Here is a 20,047-nt window from a genome sequence, read left to right on the forward strand (position 1 = left end):
GTTTTTCTCAGCAGCAGGGGAACAGCTTAAAAATTAGCAGATTGCATAAAAACGTCCACGCAAAGCGTTACGCTTAGTGATTCTGGCAATGTTTTTGTTGCCGGATGGCCAGGGTAGGCTAAATAATGGGGAGTGAATAAGTGGCCGTGTTATATCAGATATTTTAATGGGGTTAGCTGGCTGGACGGTGACATGAGGGCCAACATTCGGCCTCCCTATCAGTAGCATAAGGCTGGCGCGCGACAGCCTCTCTGGACGCATCACCGCGCATTTACTGTTAACTTCGCCGCGATGGTTCATACTCATGTGCGCTGATTGAGTTACGAACGGATAGCCGTGAAGACAACGGTTACTGAGTTTGTCACTTATCTGACAGCCTGAGGTTGTCAGCTTACTATAAGGGAAAATAATGCCATTGTTATTCGGTGAGTTATCTGGTTTCCCGTCATGGGTGCCTGTTGTATTACTCGTCTCGCTCTCTTTTGTGCTGGGATTCCTGGCCCGCCTTATCCTGCTCCGGTTCATCCGCTACTGGCAGATTCGTGACAGAAAACTGTTCAAATCCCTTGAGAAGCATCTTAGCGGCTCGATGTTCTTTTTTATTCCGTTATTAATGATTAATGTCGGCGTTAATTACATCGATTTCCAACCGGAATCTCTCTCTTTAATCACCAATATCATCAATGTCTTTATTATTATGTCATTTTGCTCGATCTTAATCCGGCTGACCAACGTGGCGCAGGATATGCTTTATATCCGCTATGACATTAATATTTCCAATAACCTTCGTGCGCGTAAAATTCGCACGCAGATTATCTATGTCAAAAAAGTGGTTATTGTCATCCTGGTTCTGTTCTGTGTTTCGCTGATTCTGCTCAGCTTCCCTGGCGTCCGGAAATTCGGCACCACCATTCTGGCCGGTGCGGGTGTTGCCGGTATCATTATTGGTTTTGCGCTGCAAAAGTCGCTGGTCAATCTGTTCGCCGGTATTCAGATCGCCTTTACCCAGCCTATTAAAATTGATGATGCGGTAGTGGTAGAAAAAGAGTGGGGCTGGATTGAGGAGATCAACCTGACCTATGTGGTGGTGCGCATCTGGGATTTGCGTCGGCTGGTGTTGCCGATCACCTACTTTACCGAAAACCCGTTTCAGAATTGGACGCGCAATAACGCCCAGATCTTAGGCTCGGTGTTCCTTTACGTGGATTACTCCATGCCGCTGGAGCCGCTGCGCAAGCATTTTGAAAAGGTGCTGAGCGAAACCAAGCTTTGGGATCAGGAAACCTCTGTGCTACAGGTGACCGACACCACCGAGAAAACCATGACCATCAGGATGCTGATGACCGCGCAGAACTCGCCGATCGCCTTTGATTTACGCTGTTATGTGCGTGAGAAGATGATTGAGTTTATTCAGCAGAATTACCCGGAAAGCCTGCCGCAGGTGAGAGCATCACTGACGGATACCGGGCGTGAGAAGGTGGGAATAGGGACGGCAGAATAGGGGCAAGCTGGGAGCGGCAGTTTGAGAGGGTGTGTGCATCCTGATGGCTGTCGCTCCGTTGTTCTTTCAGGGCAGGCGATGGTGTCTTTGTCCGCATGGTGTCTGAAGCGGACATAATTGTTTTGGCCATCTTCTGGTAGGCCCGATGTCTGCAGAAGAAGCTGCAGACATCAGCCTGACTCAGTTAAAAGCTCACCCACGGATCGCTTGAAACTTTTTCTTTCACCTGAACAGACGGTATGGCCGGGGAGCGTAAGTCTGTCACGACCGCACCAGCCTGCAACCTGAACCGGCTGGTAATCGCACTCAACGATTTAACCTGTTCCTCCAGTACACCCGTAGCAGCAGCAGAAGCCTGAACCAGCGTGGCGTTCTGTTGAGTCACACTGTCCATTTCGGTTACAGCCGTGCCGATCTGATTTATTCCCTTACTCTGTTCAGAAGACGCCGCCGCAATCTCTCCCAGCAGCGAGGTCACGCCGGTCACATCGCTGATAATTTTTTCTGTCGTCAGCGAAACCTGAGCCACTTTCTGCTCACCCAGACCAACGTTCAGATTGGATTCAGCAATCAGCTTTTCAATTTCCCGCGCAGACTGTGTGCTGCGTTGTGCAAGCGTGCGAACTTCGTTAGCAACCACAGCAAAACCGCGACCCTGGTCGCCTGCACGTGCTGCTTCTACCGCTGCGTTCAGTGCCAGAATGTTTGTCTGAAAGGCAATGCTGTTTATTACGGAGGTAATTTCACTGATGGCCATTGCGCTGGTTTTGATGTCTGCCATCGTGCGCACCACTTCCCGCATTGCCGCGCCGCATTCCGAAGCGGTTCCGGAAGCCGCAGAGGCCGCGTCGCTGGCGACTGAGGCATTACCGGCGTTGAGTGAGACAGTAGACGAGAGCTCCTCCATGCTCGCCGCGGTCTCTTCGAGCGCTGCCGCCTGTTGCTCCGTGCGGCTGGAAAGACTGTGGTTGCCGTCGCTTATCTGCGTGGTAACGCGAGCCACTTCGCTTACGCCATTGACGATTTCACTGACCATCGTTTTCAGGCCAAGCTGCATATTTTCAAGCCCCTGCAGAAGCCTGCCCATTTCATCGTTGCGGAGATTGTGGAACTCCGATGTCAGATCGCCGGCACCAATGGCTGCCGTTACTTCGCCAGCACGACGCAGGGGCTTGATCAGCACATTTTTGAGTACCACCGCCACAATGACTGAAGCCAGGATAAAGAGTATGACCGACACACCCGCAGCAACATAAGCAATGTGCGTATCGGTATCGGCCTGTTGGGTGATGTTTACGGCTGACTGTTTATGTATGGCAATAACCTTGTCCAGCGGAACGCGGTAAGCCTCATCAAGTGCCACGACTTTTGTACCAGCAAGCATCAGAAAAGCGGGTACATCCCTTTTCTGCAGCGCGGTGAAAAGGGCACCAACGCCTTGCTGAGTGTAATCGTTGTAGCGTGCGGCCAGCTCCCGTGACAGTTCCGCTTCACCGGCCATTTTGGGTGCAGCCTGATAGGCCTGCATAAAGCGCAAGCCGCCATCATAGTAAAATCTGGCCTGGGCCAGCGCGGCATTAAACGCCTCTGGATTGCTGCCGTCAGCATAAGGAACAGCGGCCAGCAGTGTGGTGCGAGCGGCACGTATCCAGTTCGTCGTGTCAGCGACGCCAAGGGTTGCAGAAACTTCATGGTTGAGATTTTTGAGAGATTCCGCACTGCGATTCAGATAGATCACACTCAGCAATGAAGAAGCAAGAAAGACAAAAAACAGAAACAGTCCGGATAACGTCAGGATCGTGGTGAGACGTGTATTTTTCAGCATGGCAGTAAAGCTCCAGGTAAGATGTCTTACGATTATCGGCCTGGAGCAGCCAGAGATTACTCACGGTTATTAACCAACGGCAGTGCAAAAATCGCGCATGAATTTAAGAAGGTAGGCTTCAGTAAAAATAAAATGACAATTTAAAATTATGATGTTGAATCAGATGGTTTATTTATTTTTTAAGGTTTTGAATATTCAGATTAACTTAAAAAATAGTGGAAAATTACAATGTTAATTTGAGAGGGAATGATGGAATACCATCAAAAGGGCATCAGAATTTTGCCAGCCGGGATGCTTTTTGATTCAATTATCTGCGACTTCTACTCTTTTTCAGTTTTTGAAAAAGCCTTTGGGACATGATCAACTGTTCAGGAATTACGTCCGTTTTCTCTCATTGAGTACCTGACCCTGGTTACCTCATTAATCCTCTCCAGAACGTGCTGATATTGCCGCTTAAGCTGAGGGAATAGCGTGGCTACTTCTGTTTTACCGGTTTTAATCCCTGAGGGTAGGGCAACATGCAGCCTCAGGTTAAAACATTTATTGCCGTTAAGGGTGCGGGCTAAACGCGGCCAGGGCTAAATGCTCTTCTGGAGGATGATATCAACGCACTCAGCAGGCGATAATTCCGCGGTATCTAATTGCAGATGCTCTCTGCTCCACGGTTCATAAACACGATCCACAACGGCCTGCCAGTCAGGCACTTTTAAACCAGGAATATCTGAGATTCTGTTCTCTACACGGGCACGATGCTGTTCCGGATCAGAACAGAGGATTTCAATTTCCAGAAAGGGAACACCTGATGATAGTGCGATATCACGAAAACTATCACGTACCAGGTTAAGATCATTCACCGAGTCAGTGACAACAGGTGATCCCAGTCTGAGATTGTCCCGCGCAAGCTCATAAAGGATGAAATAGCCTTCAGGGCCAATATCCCTGAAAGTTGCTGAACTATTACGCAGAGCCTGTTCGATCGTATCTACGCGTAAATACACCGCTTTCAATTTTTCAGATAGCATTTTAGCGATAGTGCTTTTGCCGCAACCCGGAAGGCCACTTAAGATGTAGAGCATAACGACTCCTGTTTTAACCCGCGCTCCAGTGGTAAAGCAGACACATTGATACATCAATCTGCGCGAAATTATGCGAACCCGTGTCGAATGATCGCCGCCCTATGTCAGCAGCGGACAGAGTTTATTCCACTTCTGCCCGGTTATTCATCTGGCAATGCTTTAACATCCGCAGCGATAATTGCAGGCAGGTGTCGGGTAATCTTTTCTACCGGCCAATCCCACCAGGCCAGCTTCTCCAGCGTTGATATGGTTTCATCGGTAAAACGCTGCCTGATCACTCTGGCCGGGTTGCCACCCACAATCGAATAGGCCGGGACATCCGACGTGACGACAGAACGTGACGAGATTATTGCGCCGTTACCGATTTTAACGCCTGGCATAATCAGCGCCTGATAACCCATCCATACATCATTACCAATCACCGTATCGCCTTTATAGGGCAGATCGCCGGCCTGAGGCTGGGCTGTTTCCCATCCATTTCCGAAAATGTAAAACGGAAAAGTGGAGAAACCCGCCATGTTATGGTTTGCCCCGTTCATGATGAACTGAACGCCTCTGGCTATCGCGCAGAATTTACCCATGATCAGTTTGTCACCAATAAAGGGGAAGTGATAAAGGACATTGCGCTCGAAGTTTTCTGAGTCTTCAGGATCATCATAATAAGTAAAATCCCCGATTATGATGTTGGGGTTTTTCACCGTATTTTTGATAAAACAAACCTGTGGGAAGCCTTCCATTGGATGGGGATTGGTGGGATCCGGTCCGTACATATTCTCTCCTAAGCGCAACGTTAGTTCGTTCCAGTGTACACCATGAAGCCCGTCGTTCCTTTCGTGCAAGCCCGGTCTTCATTATCTGCTCATCGCGCGCCGGTCCCGGCTGTATTGCCTGCTCCTGTTTCCTCTTTCCGGGGTGGGTCCGGCAGAGATTCAGCTGATATACAAACGGTTGTTAATTCTGTTTGTGTGCAAAGAAATCTGATTCCTGTAAATTAAATTCTTCTGCATTCTGATAAAGAGTTTTACATGCTGACCGGACTCAATCACCTTACCCTCGCAGTTAGCAACCTGGCCAGTAGCCTGGATTTTTATACGCAAACCCTTGGATTCATCCCCAAAGCGGCATGGGATCATGGCGCTTATCTTTCGCTGGGTGAACTCTGGCTCTGTCTCTCTGTGGATACCGTCTCGGCTGGAAATGATTACACACACTATGCATTCACTATTGCTGGTGACGAATTTGATGCGTTCGTTGAGCGATTGAGAGTGGCGGGTGTGACAGAGTGGAAGCGCAATAAAAGCGAGGGGAACTCCTTCTACTTTCTGGACCCCGATGGCCACAGGCTTGAGATCCACGATGGCGATCTTGAGAGCCGTATCAGAGCCTGCCTTGCTCAGCCTTATCAGGGAATGACGTTCTTCTGATTGATTGACTCCCGGCCCGGCAGAGAAAATGACCGCTTAAGCGGGGTCTATCACCCCATGCCCGGCGGTTTCCTGCCAGCAACTCACCCTGACAAATACTCCTCATTTTTCAGCCACCACATTCACCTCTCCTTCACCCCTGCGTCACGGTTCTGTCATCTGATCCCCTCAAGCTAACACCATCCCGCAGCGTCTTTTCACTGCGTTCCCACTCTGTAACCCGTGAGGATTTCATCGTGATGGAGTTATCCAGACATCCGACCACTGTCTATCAGGCTGTTGCCGCACAACTGGAGCAGGCGCTGAAAGAGCGCTACCGCTGCGGCGACTATCTTCCTTCCGAGCAACAGCTGGCCGATCACTATGAGGTGAATCGCCACACGCTGCGTCGGGCGGTGGATGAGCTGGTGCACAAAGGGCTGCTGCAGCGCCGTCACGGCGTCGGCATCCTGGTTTTGATGCGCCCTTATGACTATCCGCTGCATGCCCAGGCGCGATTCAGCCAGAACCTGCTGGAGCAGGGCAGTCATCCCACCAGCGAACGGCTGCTGGCGGTGCTGCGTCCGGCCAGCAACGACGTTGCCAATGCGCTGGGCGTGAAAGAGGGCGACAACGTCATTCATCTGCGTACCCTGCGTCGCGCCAACGGCGTGCCGCTCTGCCTGATTAACCATTTCCTCGCCGACCTCAGCTGGTGGCCACAACTTCAGCAATTTAACAGCGGATCGCTGCACGACTTCTTGGTTGAGCACACCGGCAAGCAGCTGGTACGCACCCAGACCCGCATCAGCACCCGCCGGGCGCAGGCCAAAGAGTGTCGGCAGCTCGACATCGCGCTGCATTCCCCACTGCTCTGTGTGCGGACCCTGAACAAAACCAGTGATGGCGCGGTGGCGGAATACTCCGTCAGCCTGACGCGCGGTGACATGATTGAACTGACTCTGGAGCACTAATGGAACAGCAAACGGATCGCCAGCGCTGGCTGTCGGTGCTGGCGCACAGCAGCGCCGCCTTGCTTGAGACGCACTGGCAGGCGCTTAACCTCCAGCCCGCCTTTACCCTGATCCGTCCGGCAGAGATCGGGCTGACGCGGTTGCAGGCGCGGATGGGGGCCACCGGCAAACGCTTTGTGATGGGCGATGCCACGGTGACGCGCGCGGTGGTGCAGCTCAGCGACGGCACTCTGGGTTACAGCTACCTGTTAGGGCGTGACAAAGCCCATGCCGAGCGCTGCGCCCTGCTGGATGCGCTGTTACAGCAGCCGGAAACCCGGCAACTGCTGGAAGAGAAGATTATTACCCCGCTGGCGGCGTGGCGCGATGAGCAGCGACAGCTGCGCGCCCGCGAGATCGCCAGCAGCAAAGTGGATTTCTTTACGCTGGTTCGCGGAGATAACTGATGACTTTACTGGCAAGTTTTAACCATCCGGTGGCGGATGCGCAGCGCGCGTTTCGCCGCATTCTGAAAGCGATGAGCGAACCGGGCGTGATGGTCTCGCTGCCGCTGCAACAGGGCTGGGGCGCACTGTCACCGGCGGCCACGGCGCTGCTGCTGACGCTGGTCGATCAGGAAAGCCCGGTCTGGCTGGATGCGGAAATCGACAACGAACAGCTGCGCAACAATCTGCGCTTCCATACCGGTGCGCCGATCACCACGCAGCAGGATGCGCCTTTTGCCCTGAGCCATGCGGCGGCGCAGCCCGACCCGACGCAGTTCGCGGCCGGTGACAACATGTCACCAGAAAAAAGCACCACGCTGATTATCGAAGTGCCGTCGCTGAATGGCGGCCTGACGCTGCGCCTCTCCGGCCCTGGCCTGCGGGAAACCCGCGCCATCGCGCCACAGCTGCCCGAAAGCGTGCTGGAATATCTGCGCACTCGTCCGCATCCGTTTCCACAGGGCGTGGACCTGATCTTCACCTGTGGCGAAGCGATCATGGCCGTGCCGCGCACCACCGTTGTGGAGGTGTGCTGATGTATGTCGCGGTGAAAGGGGGCGAAAAAGCCATTTCAAATGCCCACCAGTTGCAGGCCGATCTGCGGCGCGGCGATAGAGCGGTAGCCGAACTCGGCTGCGATCAGGTGGCGCAGCAGCTGGGACTGGCGGTGGATCGGGTGATGACCGAAGGCGGGATTTACGATCCCGAACTGGCGGCGCTGGCGATTAAACAGGCCAGCGGCGATCTGGTCGAGGCGATCTTTCTGCTTCGCGCCTATCGCACCACGCTGCCACGCCTGGCGGAGAGCACGCCGCTGGCGACCGGTGCGATGCGCATCGAACGCCGCATCTCGGCGGTCTATAAAGATCTGCCGGGCGGCCAGGTATTGGGGCCAACTTACGACTACAGCCACCGTCTGCTCGACTTCACCCTGCTGGCCAATGGCGAAACGCCTGCCGCGCCGCGTGACGATCGTTCGGTGCCTGATCGGTGCCCGCACATGTTCAGCATGATGAGCGATGAAGGGCTGGCCGCCGCCGAGATGGATGACGGCAGCGAGCCTGTCGATATCACCCGCGAGCCGATGAGTTTTCCCGCTTCACGCGCCGCCCGCCTGCAACAGCTGGTGCGTGGCGACGAAGGCTTTCTGCTGGCGCTCGGCTACTCGACCCAGCGCGGCTATGGCCGCACCCATCCGTTTGCCGGCGAGATCCGCACCGGCACTCTCAGCGTCAGTATCTGTCCCGAAGAGCTGGGTTTTGAGCTGGAGATCGGTGAGCTGCTACTGACAGAGTGTGAAATGGTCAACGGCGTCGCCCACAGCGACGAGACTGCGCCGCACTTTACCCGGGGTTATGGGCTGGTGTTTGGCCGCGCCGAACGTAAAGCGATGGCGATGGCGCTGGTGGACCGGGCGCTGCAAAGCCGCGAACAGCATGAGCGTGTTACCAGCCCGGCGCAGGACGAAGAGTTTGTGCTATCGCACGCCGACAACGTGGAAGCCGCAGGCTTTGTCTCGCATCTCAAGCTGCCGCATTACGTCGATTTCCAGGCGGAACTGGAACTGCTGAAACAGCTGCAGCACGATTATCAGGAGCGCAACCATGGCTGAACTCACCGGCTATAACAACGGCTATCTCGATGAGCAGACCAAACGCACCATCCGCCGCGCCATCCTGAAAGCGGTGGCGATCCCCGGCTATCAGGTGCCGTTCGCCGGACGTGAGATGCCGATGCCCTACGGCTGGGGCACCGGCGGCATCCAGATCACCGCCAGCGTCATTGGCGATCAGGATGTGCTGAAGGTGATCGATCAGGGCGCAGATGACACCACCAATGCGGTGTCGATCCGCCAGTTCTTTAAGCGGGTCAGCGGCGCTGCCACCACCGAGCGCACCGCCGATGCCACCCTGATCCAGACCCGTCACCGCATCCCGGAAACGCCGCTGGAAGAGGATCAGATTCTGATTTTCCAGGTGCCGATCCCGGAGCCGCTGCGCTTTATTGAGCCGCGTGAAACCGAAACCCGCACCATGCATGCGCTGGAGGAGTACGGTATCATGCAGGTGAAGCTGTATGAAGATATTGCCCGCTACGGCCACATCGCGACGACTTACGCCTATCCGGTCCGGGTCAACGATCGCTACGTGATGGATCCTTCGCCCATTCCCAAATTCGACAACCCGAAGATGCACATGATGCCCGCGCTGCAGCTGTTTGGTGCCGGGCGTGAAAAACGCATCTACGCCTTGCCGCCTTACACCCGCGTGGAAAGCCTGGACTTCGACGATCATCCGTTCACCGTGCAGCAGTGGGATGAACCCTGCGCGCTGTGCGGCTCGCGCCACAGCTATCTCGATGAGGTGGTAATGGACGACCAGGGAACGCGGATGTTTGTCTGCTCCGACACCGACTTTTGCCATCAGCAGCAGGAACAGCAACATGCACAGTGAACAGCCGCTGCTTGCGGTGAACCAGCTCACCCATCTTTATGCGCCGGGCAAAGGGTTTGAGCAGGTCAGTTTTGATCTCTTTCCCGGCGAAGTGCTGGGCATTGTCGGCGAGTCCGGCTCCGGTAAAACCACGCTGCTGCAGAGCCTGTCAGCGCGTCTGACGCCGCAGCAGGGCAGCATCCTCTATCAGAACCGCGACCTCTATCAGATGAGTGAAAGCGATCGCCGTCGCCTGCTGCGCACCGAATGGGGCGTGGTGCATCAGCATCCCATGGACGGGCTGCGTTCGCAGGTCAGCGCGGGCGGCAACATCGGCGAACGGCTGATGGCGACCGGACAGCGCCACTATGGCGACATCCGCGCCGAGGCGAGCCGCTGGCTGCAGGCGGTGGAGATTGACGCCGGTCGCATCGACGATCTGCCCACCACCTTTTCCGGCGGTATGCAGCAGCGTCTGCAGATCGCCCGGAATCTGGTGACGCAGCCGCAGTTGATGTTTATGGATGAGCCGACCGGCGGGCTGGATGTGTCGGTGCAGGCGCGACTGCTGGATCTGCTGCGGACGCTGGTGCGCGAACTGAATCTGGCGGTGGTGATTGTCACCCACGATCTCGGCGTGGCGCGACTGCTGGCGCATCGCCTGCTGGTGATGAAGCAGGGGCGGGTGGTGGAGAGCGGTCTGACTGACCGCGTGCTGGACGATCCTCATCATCCTTACACTCAACTGCTGGTCTCTTCGGTGCTCAATTAAATGACAACTATCACTCCGCGCCTGCGGGTAGAGAATTTGTGTAAAACCTTTGTGCTGCATAACCAGAACGGCGCGGCGCTGCCGGTGCTGCACAACGCCAGCCTGACGGCAGGCGAGGGCGAATGCGTCGTGCTGCACGGTCATTCCGGCAGCGGTAAATCCACACTGCTGCGCGCGCTTTACGGCAACTATCAGCCCGACAGCGGCCACATTCGGGTCGCGCATCAGGGCGAGTGGATCGACATGGCGCAGGCATCGGCGCGCCAGATTATCGCCCTGCGCCGCGACACGCTGGGCTGGGTCAGCCAGTTTCTGCGGGTGATCCCGCGCGTGCCGACGCTGGAGATTGTGATGCAGCCGCTGCTGGAGCGCGGCGTCGAGCGCGCCTTATGTGAAGTACGTGCCGCCGAACTGCTGACCCGGCTCAACGTGCCGCAGCGTCTCTGGTCGCTGGCCCCGTCCACTTTCTCTGGCGGAGAGCAGCAGCGCGTCAATATCGCTCGCGGCTTTATCGCCGACTATCCGGTGCTGCTGCTGGATGAACCCACCGCCTCGCTCGACAGTGTCAACAGCGAGGCGGTGGTGAGCCTAATTGAACAGGCGCGCGCCCGTGGTGCCGCCATCGTCGGTATTTTTCACGATCGGGCGGTGCGCGAGCGGGTAGCGGACCGGCTGCACCTGATGCACCCAATCGAGACAGGAGCGCAGGCATGATCATCAATAACGTCAGACTGGTGCTGGAAAACGAAGTGGTAACCGGATCGCTGGAGTTTCGCGACGAGCGCATCAGCAGCTTCAGCGAAACCACCAGCCAGCAGCCGGGCGCGCTGGATGGCGAAGGCGCCTGGCTGATGCCGGGTCTGGTGGAGCTGCACACCGATAACCTCGATAAGTTTTTCACGCCGCGTCCGAAAGTGGACTGGCCGGCACACTCGGCGATGAGCAGCCACGATGCGCTGATGGTCTCCAGCGGCATTACCACGGTGCTGGATGCGATTGGCGTCGGGGATGTGCGCGACGGCGGGCACCGGCTGGATAACCTCAGCAAGATGATCGACGCCATCCGCGACAGCAACCGCAAAGGACTGAACCGGGCCGAGCATCTGCTGCATCTGCGCTGTGAACTGCCGCATCCCACCACTGCGCCGCTGTTTGAAGCGCTGATGGGCACGCCGGAGCTGGCGCTGGTGTCGCTGATGGACCATTCGCCGGGTCAGCGTCAGTACGCATCCCTGACGAAGTATCGCGAATATTATCAGGGCAAATATCAGCTCAACGACGCGGAGATGGATCAGTTCGAGCATGACCAGCTCACCCTGGCGGCAGAATGGTCACAGCCCAATCGTCAGGCGATTGCCGGACTCTGCCGGGAACATGGCATCGCCATTGCCAGCCATGATGATGCCACCGCGGCACACGTGGAGGAGTCCCATGCGGCAGGCAGCCGCATCGCGGAGTTTCCTACCACGCTGGAGGCGGCACGCGCCTCGCGTTATCGCAATATGCAGGTGCTGATGGGCGCGCCAAACATCGTGCGTGGCGGCTCGCACTCCGGCAACGTCGCCGCCTGGGAGCTGGCGTCACACGGCCTGCTGAATATTCTCTCCTCCGATTACTATCCGGCGAGCCTGCTGGATGCGGCGTTCCGGCTGGCGGATGATGAGCGCAACAGCCTCGGCATGGCGCAGGCGATTGCACTGGTCACCTGTAACCCGGCGCGCGCCTTAGGGCTCGAAGATCGCGGGGTAATCGCCGAAGGCTGCCGCGCCGATCTGGTGCTGGCGCACACCGCACACGGCTACCCGCACGTGCGGCATGTCTGGAGCAAAGGCCGGCAGGTGTACTGATGGCGCGGCTGATCTGGCTCACCGGTCCCTCGGGCTCGGGTAAAGACAGCCTGCTGGATGCGCTGCGGGCGGCACCTCCGCCACGGCTGCTGATCGCCCATCGCTACATTACCCGCGCCGCCGATGCGGGCGGTGAAAACCATGTGGCGCTGACCGAGGCGGAGTTTGCCCGTCGCGCAGCACTCGGTCTGTTCGCGGTGAGCTGGCAGGCGCACGGTTTCAGCTATGGCATTGGCTGTGAGACGGAACAGTGGCTGCTGCGCGGGCAGAATGTGGTGGTGAACGGTTCGCGGCTGCATCTGGCGCAGGCGCAGGCCCGTTTCGGCTCGCAGCTGCTGCCGGTCTGTCTGCAGGTCACACCCGCCGTGCTGGCAGCGCGGCTGCGCCAGCGCGGACGGGAAGATGAGTCGGAGATCGCCCGGCGGCTGGCGCGCGCCGCACAGCCACAGCCCGATGGCTGCCTTATCCTCAACAACGACGGCGCGCTGGCGGATACCGTGTGCCTGCTGCGTCAGATACTGGAGGCGCATCAATGAAACTCTCTTATCCTGGCACCGGCGGTGACAGTCCGGCATCGACATCCGCTACCAAAGGCGCATCAATGAAACTCACTTTTCTGGGTACTGGCGGGGTCACTGCCGCACCGCTGCCGGGCTGCGACTGTCGCGCCTGTCAGCGTGCGCAGCTCAACAGCGGCTACGCGCGTGCACCCTGCAGCGCGCTGATTGAGTTTGGTCGCGAGCGCATCCTGCTGGATGCCGGTCTGCCGCTGCTGGCGTCGCGCTTCCCGCCCGGCACACTGACACGCATTCTGCTGACTCACTACCACATGGATCATATGCAGGGGCTTTTTGCACTGCGCTGGGGAGTGGGCGCGCCGATTCCGGTCTGGGGTCCACCCGATCCGCGAGGCTGTGACGATCTCTATAAACATCCTGGCCTGCTCGATTTCCGTCCCGCCTTAACGCCGTTTGTAGCACACGCCTTTGGTGAACTGCAGGTTACGCCGCTGCCGTTGCAGCACTCGAAGCTGACGCATGGCTATCTGTTCGACTGGCACGGCACCCGGCTCGCCTGGCTGTGTGATACCTGCGGATTGCCACCCGACACCGCCGACTTCCTGCGCGGTCAGCCGCTGGACCAGCTGGTGATTGACTGCAACGATCCGCCGCAAGCAGAACCGCGTAACCATAATGATGTGACCCAGGCGCTGGCGATAGCAGAGATGCTCCAGCCGCGTCAGACCTGGCTCACCCACCTCAGTCATGAGATGGATAACTGGTTAGCTGAGAACCCGTTACCGGACGGCGTGCTGGCTGCCCGTGACGGCCAGACATTGCTGTGCGGCGCGCACTGGCCTGTCACGGTTTGATCATCTGACTGTCATCTCGTGTTCATCGCGTCACGCCTTAATAACCCGCAGAACGCAATCAGCGATGACGGAGAAACCATGGCACAGGCACTTCTGAAAACGGTGGTCGACAACGACCTGCCACCGGCCAGCCTCAGCGGACAAAAAGTGTTGTCGGTGCAGAAACTGAGCAAAGCCTACGGCGACACTCAGGTGCTGGATCAGGTCAGTTTCGACCTGCACGCCGGTGAGCTGGTGGCGGTGATTGGCCGCTCTGGCGCGGGTAAATCGACCCTGCTGCACATGCTCAACGGCACGATTGAAGCGACTTCCGGCGCGATTATCAGTCTGCATCATGGCGGAGCGGATCGTAACGTGGTTACGCTCAACAGCCGCCAGCTGCGCGAATGGCGCAGCCAGTGCGGCATGATCTTTCAGGATTTCTGTCTGGTGCCACGCCTCGACGTGCTGACCAACGTGCTGCTGGGCCGTCTGAGCCAGACCGGCACGCTGAAATCCTTCTTTAAAATCTTCTCCGACAATGACCGGGCGCACGCCATCGAACTGCTGCAGTGGATGAACATGCTGCCGCAGGCGCTGCAGCGGGCGGAAAACCTCTCTGGCGGGCAGATGCAGCGTGTGGCGATCTGCCGTGCCCTGATGCAGAACCCCAAAATCCTGCTGGCCGATGAGCCGGTGGCGTCACTCGATCCCAAAAATACCAAGCGCATCATGGATGTGCTGCGTCAGGTCAGCGAGCAGGGCATCAGCGTGATGGTCAACCTGCACTCGATTGAGCTGGTGAAAAGCTACTGCACCCGGGTGATTGGCATTCAGCGCGGCGTGGTGCTGTTTGACGGCCATCCTTCAGGACTGACCGACAGCCTGCTGCACCAGCTGTACGGCGATGAACTTAACCAAATCCATTAACTTCCACAGCAAGAGAACAACCCCGAATGAAACTGACTTCTTTAGCACTCCTGACCAGTGTAATGGCGTTTGGTGTCAGCGCAGCGGATGCGCCGAAACAGCTTAATCTGGGGATTCTGGGCGGTCAGAACGCCACCCAGCAGATTGGCGATAATCAGTGTGTGAAGACCTTCTTTGATAAAGAGCTGGGTGTGGATACCCAGATGCGCAACGCCTCCGACTACTCTGGCGTGATTCAGGGTCTGCTGGGTGGCAAGATTGATATGGTGCTGAGCATGTCGCCAGCCTCGTTTGCGTCGGTCTACATTCAGGACCCGAAAGCGGTGGATGTGGTTGGCATTGTGGTGGATGACAAAGATCAGTCACGCGGCTACCACTCGGTGGTGATCGTCAAAGCGGACAGCCCGTACAAAAAACTGGAAGACCTGAAAGGGAAATCTTTCGGTATGGCCGATCCCGACTCGACGTCCGGCTTCCTGATGCCGAACCAGGCATTTAAGAAGATGTTCGGCGGCTCAGTGGATGACAAATATAACAACACCTTCTCCAGCGTCACCTTCTCCGGCGGCCATGAGCAGGACATTCTGGGCGTGCTGAACAACCAGTTTGATGGCGCAGTGACCTGGACCTCACTGGTCGGTGACTACAACAGCGGCTATACCTCTGGCGCGTTTGGCCGTCTGATCCGCATGGACCATCCTGATCTGATGAAGCAGATCCGCATTATCTGGCAGTCACCGCTGATCCCCAACGGTCCGGTGCTGGTCAGCAACAAGCTGCCCGCTGACTTTAAAGCGAAAGTGGTGTCGGCAATTAAAAAGCTGGATAAGGAAGATCACGCCTGCTTCGTGAAAGCGGTGGGCGGCGAGCAGCATATCGGTCAGGCGACGGTCGCCGATTATCAGAACATCATCGATATGAAGCGCGACCTGATGAAAGGCAGCCGCGGCTAAATCCAGCCACTCCTTACCTTCTCCGCTCAGGCGGGGAAAGCGGGACGCGGCAAACTCGCCTGCGTCCCGCTGCTTTAGCGCCGGAGATCCCCTTTGACCGAATTCGAACACTACTACCAACGCATCCGCCGTCAGCAGAAACGAGACACGCTGCTCTGGTCACTGCTGCTGGTGGCACTCTACCTGGCGGCGGGCAGGGTGGCAGAATTTAATCTGCTTACCGTCTGGCAGTCGCTGCCGCACTTCTTTGACTACCTGCACGAAATTCTGCCGGTGCTGCATCTGCCGCTGCTGTTTGCCGACGGCAAGACCGAAGGCTCGCTGGCTTACTGGGGCTATCGCCTGCCGATCCAGCTGCCGCTGATCTGGGAAACACTACAACTGGCGCTGGCCTCGACGCTGGTGGCGGTGGCACTGGCCGCGGTGCTGGCCTTTTTCGCCGCCGACAATACTCAGACGCCGGTCAGCGTGCGGATGACGATTCGCGCCTTTGTCGCCTTCCTGCGCACCATGCCAGAGCTGGCGTGGGCGGTGATGTTTGTGATGGCGTTTGGCATCGGGGCGATCCCCGGTTTTCTGGCGCTGGCGCTGCACACCGTGGGTAGCCTGACCAAGCTGTTTTACGAGGCGATTGAGTCGGCGTCGGATAAGCCGGTGCGCGGCCTGGCCGCCTGCGGAGCCAGCAAGCTGCAGCGGATGCGTTTCGCTTTCTGGCCACAGGTTAAGCCGGTCTTTCTCTCCTACAGCTTTATGCGACTGGAGATTAACTTCCGCTCCTCAACCATCCTTGGGCTGGTCGGGGCGGGCGGCATCGGCCAGGAGCTGATGACTAACATCAAACTGGACCGCTACGATCAGGTCAGTATTACGCTGCTGCTGATCCTGATTGTGGTGTCGCTGCTGGATACGCTCTCCGGCCAGCTTCGTCGCCGTGTGACAGGAGACAGGACATGATAAGCACTGTTCCCGATATCGCGCTAATGAAGCAGCAGCATCGTGAACTCTTCGCCGCACAGCCGCGCTATCTGCGTCGCCTGGCGCTGATGACACTGGCAGTGCTGCTCTATTACCTCTTTTTCTTCTCGGTATTTGGTCTGGAGTGGTCGCATTTGCTGATGGGCTGTCAGCAGCTGGGGCGCTATTTCCTGCGGATGTTTGTCTGGCACGACTTCCTGAACTGGCCGTTTGGCTACTATCTGTCGCAGGTCGGTATCACCTTAGGGATTGTCTTTGCCGGTACGCTGACTGCCTCGCTGCTGGCGCTGCCGCTGTCGTTTCTGGCGGCGCGCAACGTGATGCACAGCCGAACCGCGAAACCGCTGGCGTTTCTGATGCGCCGTCTGTTTGACGTGTTGCGCGGCATCGACATGGCGATCTGGGGGCTGATCTTCGTCCGGGCGGTCGGTATGGGGCCGCTGGCCGGGGTGCTGGCGATTATCCTGCAGGATGTCGGTCTGCTCGGCAAACTCTACGCCGAAGGGCACGAAGCGGTGGAGCGTTCACCGGGTCGCGGACTGGGCGCCGTCGGCGCCAACAGCCTGCAGAAACACCGCTTCGGCATCTTCACCCAGTCATTCCCGCAGTTTCTGGCGCTGAGCCTTTACCAGATAGAATCCAATACCCGCTCAGCGGCGGTGCTGGGCTTTGTCGGCGCCGGGGGCGTCGGCCTGGTTTACGCTGAGAATATGCGCCTGTGGAACTGGGATGTGGTGATGTTCCTGACGCTGATTCTGGTGGTGGTAGTGATGGTGATGGATGTGATCTCCAGCCGCCTGCGCAAGCGCTACATCAGTGGGAAGCCGGTGCCGTTGTGGCAGCCTGCTGCGCGCGATTAAGCCGTTCGCTGCGCTGCCAGGCGCGCTGTAACGCCTGCACCAGCTGTGCCTGCTGCCAGGGCTTCGCCAGCCGTTCGCACAGCGGCAGCGTCACCGGCTGGTGGCGCAGGTCCTGACCGCTGATGAGCAGCGTCGCCAGCTGCGGCCAGTTCTGCTGCGCCTGGCGGATCACCTCCGCGCCGTTAATCTCGCCGGGCAGCATCAGGTCGCTGATCAGCAGGTCGATATCGGGTGTCTGGCGCAGCAGCGCCAGCGCCTCTTCACCGTCACCACACTCCAGCGTCAGATAACCCAGCTGATGCAGATGCTCACAGAGCGTCTGGCGCACCGCCGGTTCATCATCCAGCACCAGCACCAGCCGGTTACTGGCCGCCGCAATGTCCGTCTCAATGTGCACAGGCGATGGCGGGGCGATCACTGCGGCGACGGCGGCTTCCGGCGCACGTGGCAACAGCAGCCGCACCGTGGTGCCCTGGCCTGGCGCGGTTTCCAGTTCGATCTGGCCGCCTGACTGCCGTACAAAACCATAAACCATCGACAGGCCCAGCCCGCTGCCGCTGCCGGTAGCCTTGGTAGTGAAAAAAGGCTCAAACACCTGCTCACGAACCCCGGCCGACATGCCGCAGCCGTGGTCTATCACCTCTATTGTGACCCTGTCACGCTTTTCATCGCCCTCCAGACGGCGCTGATTCCAGATGCGCAGCCGGATTTCGCCGCTTTGCTGATGCATCGCATCGCGGGCATTCACCACCAGATTCATCAGCGCATTTTCCAGCTGGCTGGCATCAATCCAGGCGGGCCAGCCGGGACGCTGCGCATCAATAATCAGCTGCTGACCGGGCAGCAGCGAGTGCTGCAGCAGCCCCTGCAGGTTATCCACCAGCGTCACCACCGACACCGCTCGGGGATAGAGAGCCTGCTTGCGTGAGAACGCCAGCAGCCGCTGGGTCAGCTGGGCAGCGCGATCGGCCGCCTGCCGCGCCCGCTCAATCCGGCTGGCCAGCGGGCCGGGCGTCAGCTGGCCTTCGGTCAGCGCCAGACTGCCGATAATCACCGCCAACAGATTGTTAAAGTCGTGCGCCAGTCCGCCGGTCAGCTGGCCGACCGCCTTCATCTTCTGGCTGTGCTGCAGCGCCTCCTCCAGCGTTTTACGCGAGGTCCGGTCCAGCACGGTATTGACCATGCCGCGCCGCGGGATTGGGCTGAAGCGCAGCTCCAGCGTACGACCATCGGCCAGCCGGATCTCCTGCGGTTCACCGGGATCGTGCAGATCCACCGCCAGCGGCGCCAGCAGTTGCTGCCAGGGAACGCCACGATGCAGCTCATGCGGCGCGATGCCGAGCAGCTCCGCATACTGGGCATTCCACACCACCAGCTGCCCGTTGTTATCAAACAGCGCAAAGCCGTCGCGCATCGCCAGAAAGGTGGACTCCAGCTGATTACTCTTCTCTTTCAGCAGCCGTGAGGTGTGAGCCAGCGAGGCGGTATTACGCGCAAAGACGTTAAATGCCCGCGCCAGCTCGCCCAGCTCGTCGCGACGTTGCAGCCCTGGCACGCTGACGTTCTGCTCGCCCTGCGCCAGCCGCGTCATGGCCCCGGCAATCGCCGTCAGGCTCGACCCGAGATTGCGGTAGATGTAGATACCGGCATAGCCGGTAATTGCCAGCGCCAGCAGCGCAAACAGCGCGATAAAGCCGATGATGGAATCCAGCTCACGGTGGGTCGCCAGGGTGCGCGCCTCACTCTGTAACGCCACCTGCTGCACCGAGGCGCTGATATCTTCATTCAGCATCGCCACCAGCGCTTTAATCCGGTAGGTGGCATAGGCGATCGCCAGGTCGCTCTGCTCCAGCGCCTCTGCCAGCGGCAGCAGGCGCTGCTGGGTGGCCAGCAGTCGCTGCACGTTTTCGCCGGTCACGCCCGTCAGCGGCACGTTGCGCCACTGCGCCATCACCTGCTGGAGCTGTTCGATGACGGCGATGGGCGAGGGTGTGCGGATCGCGATGGTGATCAGCCGTTCGGTTTGCTCCCGCAGTGCGGCATCCGGCAGCGTCCGCTGTTCCCGCTGCACCAGCTGGTCGATATGGCTGAGCAGAATCTGCGTCTGCCACAGGTCGCTCAGCATGTTGTTGCGCTGCAGATGACGCTGGTGGCCGGTCAGCAGCAGGCTGTTAATCGTCTGTTCCAGCATCAGGCTGCGGGCGCGGATCCGGGCGATGCGCTCCGGCTGACGTGCCGCCAGCGGTGCACTGGCCAGCAGGCTCAGCGACTGCTGCAACGCCTGCTGATTCTGCTGCAGCCGCTGTGATTCGCTCTGATACTCCAGCGCGCCCACCACCTGTGAAAGCCGCACTGCCGCTGTCGCCACGTTGGCGGTATCCCGCGCCAGCGCCAGGCTGCCGTTCATGTCGGCCAGGGTCTGCGCCTGTGCCTGCTCCTGAATCGCCCCGGCATGACGAAAGCCGAAGATCGCCACCACGCTGACCATCAGCGTGACCGACACCACCAGCAGATTGAACAGCAACAGGCGTCCACGTGCCCCGGCCTGCCACGGATAAGTGCGCTGCATCCCACGACCTCTTATTCACTGCAACGATGGGCCGAGTATAGGAGCGGGCAGGCGGGCGTTTATGACAAATATGAATGGCCGCTGACATTTTCCG

20 protein-coding genes are annotated in these 20,047 nt (G+C 58.3%); 16 read left to right on the top strand and 4 right to left on the bottom strand.

Annotated features, from left to right (window positions below; translation table 11 throughout):
- Positions 1-409 precede the first annotated feature (409 nt).
- A complete protein-coding gene (locus tag HFD95_RS11400; RefSeq protein WP_167430259.1) occupies positions 410-1,501 on the top strand; it encodes a mechanosensitive ion channel family protein in 1,092 nt (363 codons plus the stop codon).
- Positions 1,502-1,685: 184 nt separating this feature from the next.
- Here the strand turns inward: HFD95_RS11400 and HFD95_RS11405 are convergent, their stop codons facing one another.
- The 3 genes from HFD95_RS11405 to HFD95_RS11415 form a co-directional block, all read right to left on the bottom strand.
- Positions 1,686-3,326, bottom strand: a complete 1,641-nt coding sequence (locus HFD95_RS11405; protein WP_167430260.1) for a methyl-accepting chemotaxis protein — start codon at positions 3,324-3,326, stop codon at positions 1,686-1,688.
- Between the two features lie 578 nt (positions 3,327-3,904).
- The gene (locus tag HFD95_RS11410; protein WP_167430261.1) at positions 3,905-4,402 is read right to left on the bottom strand and encodes an AAA family ATPase; all 498 of its coding nucleotides are present in this window, start codon (positions 4,400-4,402) and stop codon (positions 3,905-3,907) included.
- Positions 4,403-4,542: 140 nt separating this feature from the next.
- Positions 4,543-5,172: a Vat family streptogramin A O-acetyltransferase gene (locus HFD95_RS11415; RefSeq protein WP_167430262.1), complete on the bottom strand. Its 630-nt coding sequence runs from the start codon at positions 5,170-5,172 to the stop codon at positions 4,543-4,545.
- A gap of 255 nt (positions 5,173-5,427) precedes the next feature.
- On the opposite strand from HFD95_RS11415, the gene fos reads away from it, so the two are divergent.
- From fos to phnE (HFD95_RS11490), 15 genes are all read left to right on the top strand, one after another.
- Positions 5,428-5,826 carry a fosfomycin resistance glutathione transferase gene (fos, locus tag HFD95_RS11420; RefSeq protein ID WP_167430263.1) on the top strand — a complete coding sequence of 133 codons (399 nt, stop codon included), beginning with the start codon at positions 5,428-5,430 and terminating at the stop codon, positions 5,824-5,826.
- 239 nt (positions 5,827-6,065) lie between these two features.
- Entirely contained in the window at positions 6,066-6,779 is a 714-nt protein-coding gene (phnF, locus tag HFD95_RS11425) for a phosphonate metabolism transcriptional regulator PhnF (protein WP_010247805.1), read from the top strand.
- A complete protein-coding gene (gene phnG, locus HFD95_RS11430) occupies positions 6,779-7,225 on the top strand; it encodes a phosphonate C-P lyase system protein PhnG (RefSeq protein WP_010247802.1) in 447 nt (148 codons plus the stop codon). Before phnF ends, phnG begins: the two co-directional genes overlap by 1 nt.
- Entirely contained in the window at positions 7,225-7,800 is a 576-nt protein-coding gene (phnH, locus tag HFD95_RS11435) for a phosphonate C-P lyase system protein PhnH (RefSeq protein ID WP_010247799.1), read from the top strand. Before phnG ends, phnH begins: the two co-directional genes overlap by 1 nt.
- A complete protein-coding gene (locus HFD95_RS11440; RefSeq protein ID WP_167430264.1) occupies positions 7,800-8,876 on the top strand; it encodes a carbon-phosphorus lyase complex subunit PhnI in 1,077 nt (358 codons plus the stop codon). The genes phnH and HFD95_RS11440 overlap by 1 nt, the downstream gene beginning before the upstream one ends.
- Positions 8,869-9,717: an alpha-D-ribose 1-methylphosphonate 5-phosphate C-P-lyase PhnJ gene (locus HFD95_RS11445; RefSeq protein ID WP_008926903.1), complete on the top strand. Its 849-nt coding sequence runs from the start codon at positions 8,869-8,871 to the stop codon at positions 9,715-9,717. The genes HFD95_RS11440 and HFD95_RS11445 overlap by 8 nt, the downstream gene beginning before the upstream one ends.
- Positions 9,707-10,468, top strand: a complete 762-nt coding sequence (gene phnK, locus HFD95_RS11450; RefSeq protein ID WP_033778916.1) for a phosphonate C-P lyase system protein PhnK — start codon at positions 9,707-9,709, stop codon at positions 10,466-10,468. The genes HFD95_RS11445 and phnK overlap by 11 nt, the downstream gene beginning before the upstream one ends.
- Positions 10,469-11,182 (top strand): phosphonate C-P lyase system protein PhnL, encoded by a 714-nt coding sequence (gene phnL / locus HFD95_RS11455; protein WP_167430265.1) that lies wholly within the window; start codon positions 10,469-10,471, stop codon positions 11,180-11,182.
- Positions 11,179-12,315, top strand: coding sequence for an alpha-D-ribose 1-methylphosphonate 5-triphosphate diphosphatase (gene phnM, locus HFD95_RS11460; protein ID WP_010247783.1), 1,137 nt, complete (start codon positions 11,179-11,181; stop codon positions 12,313-12,315). Before phnL ends, phnM begins: the two co-directional genes overlap by 4 nt.
- Positions 12,315-12,851 (top strand): ribose 1,5-bisphosphokinase, encoded by a 537-nt coding sequence (gene phnN / locus HFD95_RS11465; RefSeq protein ID WP_167430266.1) that lies wholly within the window; start codon positions 12,315-12,317, stop codon positions 12,849-12,851. Before phnM ends, phnN begins: the two co-directional genes overlap by 1 nt.
- Positions 12,852-12,916: 65 nt before the next feature.
- On the top strand, positions 12,917-13,687 hold the full coding sequence (gene phnP / locus HFD95_RS11470) for a phosphonate metabolism protein PhnP (protein WP_167430309.1): 771 nt from the start codon (positions 12,917-12,919) through the stop codon (positions 13,685-13,687).
- A gap of 78 nt (positions 13,688-13,765) precedes the next feature.
- Positions 13,766-14,596: a phosphonate ABC transporter ATP-binding protein gene (gene phnC / locus HFD95_RS11475; RefSeq protein ID WP_010670883.1), complete on the top strand. Its 831-nt coding sequence runs from the start codon at positions 13,766-13,768 to the stop codon at positions 14,594-14,596.
- 26 nt (positions 14,597-14,622) lie between these two features.
- Positions 14,623-15,549 (top strand): phosphonate ABC transporter substrate-binding protein, encoded by a 927-nt coding sequence (gene phnD, locus HFD95_RS11480; protein WP_010247773.1) that lies wholly within the window; start codon positions 14,623-14,625, stop codon positions 15,547-15,549.
- Between the two features lie 93 nt (positions 15,550-15,642).
- The gene (phnE, locus tag HFD95_RS11485) at positions 15,643-16,503 is read left to right on the top strand and encodes a phosphonate ABC transporter, permease protein PhnE (protein ID WP_010670882.1); all 861 of its coding nucleotides are present in this window, start codon (positions 15,643-15,645) and stop codon (positions 16,501-16,503) included.
- Positions 16,500-17,384 (top strand): phosphonate ABC transporter, permease protein PhnE, encoded by an 885-nt coding sequence (gene phnE, locus HFD95_RS11490; protein WP_122458213.1) that lies wholly within the window; start codon positions 16,500-16,502, stop codon positions 17,382-17,384. Before phnE (HFD95_RS11485) ends, phnE (HFD95_RS11490) begins: the two co-directional genes overlap by 4 nt.
- On the opposite strand, the gene HFD95_RS11495 is transcribed toward phnE (HFD95_RS11490), so the two are convergent.
- Entirely contained in the window at positions 17,338-19,953 is a 2,616-nt protein-coding gene (locus HFD95_RS11495; protein WP_167430267.1) for an ATP-binding protein, read from the bottom strand. The genes phnE (HFD95_RS11490) and HFD95_RS11495 overlap by 47 nt on opposite strands.
- Positions 19,954-20,047: the final 94 nt, after the last annotated feature.

Origin of the sequence: Pantoea sp. EKM10T, assembly GCF_011800685.1 — a bacterium.
In the GTDB taxonomy this organism is placed as follows: Bacteria; Pseudomonadota; Gammaproteobacteria; order Enterobacterales; family Enterobacteriaceae; genus Pantoea; species Pantoea agglomerans.